At 38.9% G+C, this 4761-nt stretch carries 4 protein-coding genes and 1 pseudogene; 1 reads left to right on the top strand and 4 read right to left on the bottom strand.

Annotation, left to right across the window (positions count from 1 at the left end; all coding sequences use genetic code 11):
* Positions 1-4: 4 nt before the first annotated feature.
* The 4 genes from ACIQZ6_RS11965 to ACIQZ6_RS11950 all read right to left on the bottom strand — a co-directional run bounded on the left by ACIQZ6_RS11965 (position 5) and on the right by ACIQZ6_RS11950 (position 4423).
* Positions 5-499, bottom strand: a complete 495-nt coding sequence (locus ACIQZ6_RS11965) for a UpxY family transcription antiterminator (RefSeq protein ID WP_395811400.1) — start codon at positions 497-499, stop codon at positions 5-7.
* Positions 496-1032 (bottom strand): ArsR family transcriptional regulator, encoded by a 537-nt coding sequence (locus ACIQZ6_RS11960; RefSeq protein WP_395811398.1) that lies wholly within the window; start codon positions 1030-1032, stop codon positions 496-498. The genes ACIQZ6_RS11965 and ACIQZ6_RS11960 overlap by 4 nt, the downstream gene beginning before the upstream one ends.
* A gap of 201 nt (positions 1033-1233) precedes the next feature.
* Positions 1234-2505, bottom strand: a complete 1272-nt coding sequence (locus ACIQZ6_RS11955; protein WP_395811396.1) for a nucleotide sugar dehydrogenase — start codon at positions 2503-2505, stop codon at positions 1234-1236.
* Positions 2506-3016: 511 nt separating this feature from the next.
* On the bottom strand, positions 3017-4423 hold the full coding sequence (locus tag ACIQZ6_RS11950) for a Gfo/Idh/MocA family protein (protein ID WP_395811394.1): 1407 nt from the start codon (positions 4421-4423) through the stop codon (positions 3017-3019).
* A gap of 143 nt (positions 4424-4566) precedes the next feature.
* On the opposite strand from ACIQZ6_RS11950, the pseudogene ACIQZ6_RS11945 reads away from it, so the two are divergent.
* Positions 4567-4761, top strand: a pseudogene (locus ACIQZ6_RS11945) (DUF5009 domain-containing protein); the annotation flags it as partial.

Here is a 4761-nt window from a genome sequence, read left to right as displayed (position 1 = left end):
CTTTTTAGGAAACTAGTATTTTCTCTAAAATATTCTTTCTCAGATCAACTTTAACCTGTAGCCCAAGATCTTCTAATAGTAAAAGCGCATAATTACCTTTACGTTCTAATACTTCGGCTTCTTTATCTTTTAATGCACCTGAGCGGATTCTGATTCGGTCGTTGGCATTTAAATTTGTTGCCTCAATACTGTCATGATCATATTGCAACAGCCAGCTTTTCAACAGATTCATTTCCTTTTCCCTGATTGTTGCTGGTTGCCCGCAGTGGTAAACATATCGTACTACGCCCTGCACTGAAAAAACCGAATCCCTATCTTTTTCATCTACATTAACAAAGCAATAAGATCTGAATAAGGGTTCTTCAACCCATTTCCAGCGATCACTCCACAGTTTTTTCCTCTTTAAAAGTGGGCAAAATACCTCAATGCCAGATAAACTTAGCTTACCAGCAACCGCCTTTTCACAACGTGATTTAGTATATATTACGTACCAGCTCATTCGGGTTGATCAAATATTAATACCAATCCTTTATGATGCCGCTCCACATATACTTTGGCATCCTGCTCCTCAAAAACCAGATAGCGAATTTTACGCCTCAAGAAAGGTTCGGCCTTTTCAACTAGTGAGCTCAAATAATTACGGTCAATATCATTTCCAATGATCAATAGATCGATAATGTCTGAATCGAGCCCTTGGGCTATTCGGCCTTCCAGATATACCTGTTGCACATTGCCCAATCGATCAATAACCTGTTCGATTAATTGTTCAACACCCACAAACTTGAGGATAATACTATTGAGGTCTTTAAATAAGGGATGACGGGTGTTGGCTCTGTACAATTTCTTATTACCTTCAGATTCTGCCAATAATAAACCAGCTTGTTCAAAACGATTGAGTTCCTGCCTGATACCATTGGTACTCTCATTAAACTCACCCTCTAGGCTACGTAAATAGCCCTGATTATTGATATTTAAGAAGAATTTAAGCAAGAGCTTAATTCTGGTTTTAGAAGTGATTAGGCTTTCTAGCATGCTTATTGAGTATAAATAGTACTCATTAATAATCAAATATAATAAAAACTATAGTATTCAAATAAAAAATATGAACTTATTTAAATGAATGCACCTGCCTTGAAAGCATATTACCCTAGTATTTTTCGTAATAAACTGAAATTGAATTCATTTGTTTAATTAATCAACCAGAATATGATTTCTCATTCCTATTCAATCAGTCTACAACCTCCCATCCACCCATTCCCTATTCAATACTGCGCGGGTATCAAATAGTACTGTGTCTGCATTCTTCAATTTACCGAAATCAATTTGAAGAAATTCTGCATGAGCAACTGCCAAAATGATTAGCTGATAGCTATTTTGATAGATATCTGTGATCAGGTTAATATTGTACTGAGCCTGTACATATTCTTTTTCAGCAAGTGGATCAATAACATCAACATCAAGCCCAAATTGCATTAATTCATTCACAATATCTACCACTTTACTATTCCGGGTATCTGGACAGTTTTCTTTGAATGTTAGGCCCATTACTAATGCTCTAGCCCCTTTAAATGGAATATTTTTTGCTGATAGCAGCTTAAGCGACTTATTGACAACAAACAAAGCCATTTGGTCATTCACCTCTCTACCTGATACGATAACTTTGGGAACATAGCCCAGCTTTTCTGCTTTATAGGATAGGTAGTATGGATCTACTCCAATACAATGCCCTCCAACGAGTCCGGGTTTAAAGTTCAGAAAATTCCATTTTGTGGCTGCCGCATCCAATACTTCGGCGGTATCGATCTCCATTTTATCAAATATCAAAGCTAGCTCATTTACAAATGAGATATTGACATCGCGCTGAGCATTTTCTATCGCCTTAGAGGCCTCTGCTACTTTAATGGAGGATGCTTGATAGGTTCCTGCATGAATGATTGAAGCATATAAATCATTGACCAGATTGGCTGTTGCAGGATTCGAACCCGAGGTTACTTTGATTATATTTTTGAGGGTATGTACCGCGTCGCCCGGGCTAATCCGTTCGGGTGAATAGCCGCAATAAAAATGCTCATTATAGTTCAACCCGCTTTCTTTTTCAAGAACGGGTACGCAATCTTCTTCTGTACAACCTGGATATACGGTTGACTCATAAATGACAAGGTCTCCTTCTTTAAGCATTGCTCCAATTGTTTTGGATGCACTTAACAATGCGGTTAGATCGGGGGCTTTATGTTCATTTACCGGAGTAGGAACTGTAATAATGTAGATACTGCAAAGAGCTAGATCAACCGGATTATGCGTGATGGTTAATTTTGAAGCCTTTAACTCTTGCTGGGAAACTTGCAAGGTTTTATCATTGGCTAAACACAAAGACGCTACACGAGCTGAATCCAAATCATATCCAAACACCGTATATTTTTCAGAAAAAGCTAGAGCCAATGGAAGCCCAACATAGCCAAGCCCAATGACTCCAATTTTCAGATCAGGTGAAAGAACTGCTTGCATTTATTTTTTATTGATTGATACAAATATATCAATAGGATTAGGAAATGGGAGAATGATATTTTTGTTAGAAGCCAAGAGGCAAGAACCAGGAACCAGGAACCAAGAACCAAGAACAAAGACGAGTTAGTGCTAGTTTGAAATTAGCAACATTTATTCAGATAACTGATAACAGGCAACTGATAACAGAAAAATTTCTCCTCCTAACATCGGTTTACATCATACCTCTACCATTAATCAACAGATTTCTCCATGATGTGATTAGTACTACAAACATACCTTTTGTTTCGCATGTTCGAAATGACGAGGTTTTATGGGATAATTATTGCTATAACTAATTAGCAGCCTTTGTCCTAACCATCTAACTACTAACCAACTATACAGAGCCAAGAACCAGGAACCAAGAACAAAGACGAGTTAGTGCTAGTTTAAAATTAGCAGTATTTATTCAGACAACTGATAACAGACAACTGATAACAGACAACTGATAACAGACAACTGACAACAGACCCAATCAAACCTTCACCACCGTATTCCCCCCTTTACTCAATGTAATATCAACTGGCGTGTTTGTTTTCCAGGCGCCTCTGGTAAAGTCAGGAACGTCAATAGAATTGGATCGGTTTTTAACTGACCACTCACTCAATGGGAAAATAGAACTCCATAGTGCCGCATCATATACATCCTGATCAACAGGCAAACCATTACGAAGACAGTCAATATTATGCCAATCCATTAAAAAATCCATGCCTCCGTGGCCACCTACCTGTTTTGCCAGCTCACCTACTTTTTTAACAATAGCTGGTTCATATTTCTTTTCCAATAGTTTAAAGTCTTCTTCAGAGATCCAGCCTTCATGCCCAGTTGAGATCTTACCCGGAAGCGGATATTTCTGCGCAGTACCTTTTGTGCCACTTAACAAGTGTAGTCTGGAATAAGGCCTTGGCGAGGTTACATCATGTTGGAGCATAATTGTTTTGCCTTTATTGGTACGAATGGTTGTGGTATTCATATTTCCATTGAAAGGCTTCCCAACAAATTGCTTATAGATGTCGTCGTTGGCAGCGAGCTTTTTTGCCATATCACCCATCATAAAATCATTGCTTGAAACAGAAACCAGGTAATCCATTTTATCACCCCTGTTAATATTCATCACCTGACTAACTGGGCCCAGTCCATGAGTAGGATACAAATTACCTTGTCTGCTGGCATCCATTCTTAATCGCCAAAAATCATAATATTTCTCTTTTGAAAAATCGCCAGCCAAAAGGTCGTGGATATACGCTCCTTCTGCATGAACAATTTCACCGAAAAAGCCTTGTCGTGCCATATTCAAGGTAAGTAACTCAAAAAAATCATAACAGCAATTTTCGAGAATCATACAATGCTTTCGGTTTCTTTCAGAGCTTTCTACAAGTTGCCAGCACTCTTCAATTGACGTTGCAGCGGGCACCTCTGTACATACATGTTTGCCATGATCCATAGCATAAACTGCCATGGGTGTATGTAAGGCCCATGGGGTTGCAATATAAATTAGATCAATATCATCACGCTCGCATACTTTTTTCCAGGCTTCTGTATTTCCGGTAACCAGCTCAGGCTTCTGACCCGATGCTTCGATACGCTTTAGCGCTGCATTCGCCTTTTCAGGACGCAGATCACAAATAACCTTGATCTCAACGCCGCCTATCTTACTCATCCTGCCCACAGCACCCGACCCTCGGTTTCCGGTTCCAATAAAGGCAATACGAACGGTCTCCAATTTTGGAGCAGCATAGCCTGACATGTTAAAATTTTGAGGGCCTCTATTTAAATCAGGGATTTGGCCAGCAATAGAAGGGTTTATTCCCGAAAATAGCGAAGCCATTCCGGCAATAGCTGGTACACCTAGTTTTATAAAATCTCTGCGGTTATTTTTCATGTGATTGTCTTGTTTATTAAACCTGAGTGGAATTTAGTAAGAATTTTGATTGATTGTGCAGAAGTGCGTGAATAAAATAGTATTACTGTAAATATTCTGATAAAAATTGTAATTTGATTTATCAAACACTAATGACAAGATCAATGGCAAAGCAAACTGGAACAGAACCTAGTAAACCACAACGACTACTCTCTATCGATGCCCTTCGTGGTTTCGACATGCTTTTGATTGCAGGAGGCGGAACTTTTCTGGTATTACTGGAAAATAAAACCGGATTGGCTTGGGTCGATTATCTTGCTGGGCAATTGAAGCACCCTGCCTGGAATGGTTTTACTTTT

The organism is Daejeonella sp., assembly GCF_044348475.1.
Classification (GTDB): Bacteria; Bacteroidota; Bacteroidia; order Sphingobacteriales; family Sphingobacteriaceae; genus Daejeonella.
Note: the sequence above shows the minus strand (reverse complement) of the source record. Positions and strands in the feature narration are given on the sequence as shown.

What these genes read in the sequence shown, in the direction of transcription:
- ACIQZ6_RS11965 (WP_395811400.1), bottom strand. Translation starts at nt 499, where the DNA reads ATGAGCTGGTACGTAATATATACTAAATCACGTTGTGAAAAGGCGGTT.
- ACIQZ6_RS11960 (WP_395811398.1), bottom strand. Translation starts at nt 1,032, where the DNA reads ATGCTAGAAAGCCTAATCACTTCTAAAACCAGAATTAAGCTCTTGCTT.
- ACIQZ6_RS11955 (WP_395811396.1), bottom strand. Translation starts at nt 2,505, where the DNA reads ATGCAAGCAGTTCTTTCACCTGATCTGAAAATTGGAGTCATTGGGCTT.
- ACIQZ6_RS11950 (WP_395811394.1), bottom strand. Translation starts at nt 4,423, where the DNA reads ATGAAAAATAACCGCAGAGATTTTATAAAACTAGGTGTACCAGCTATT.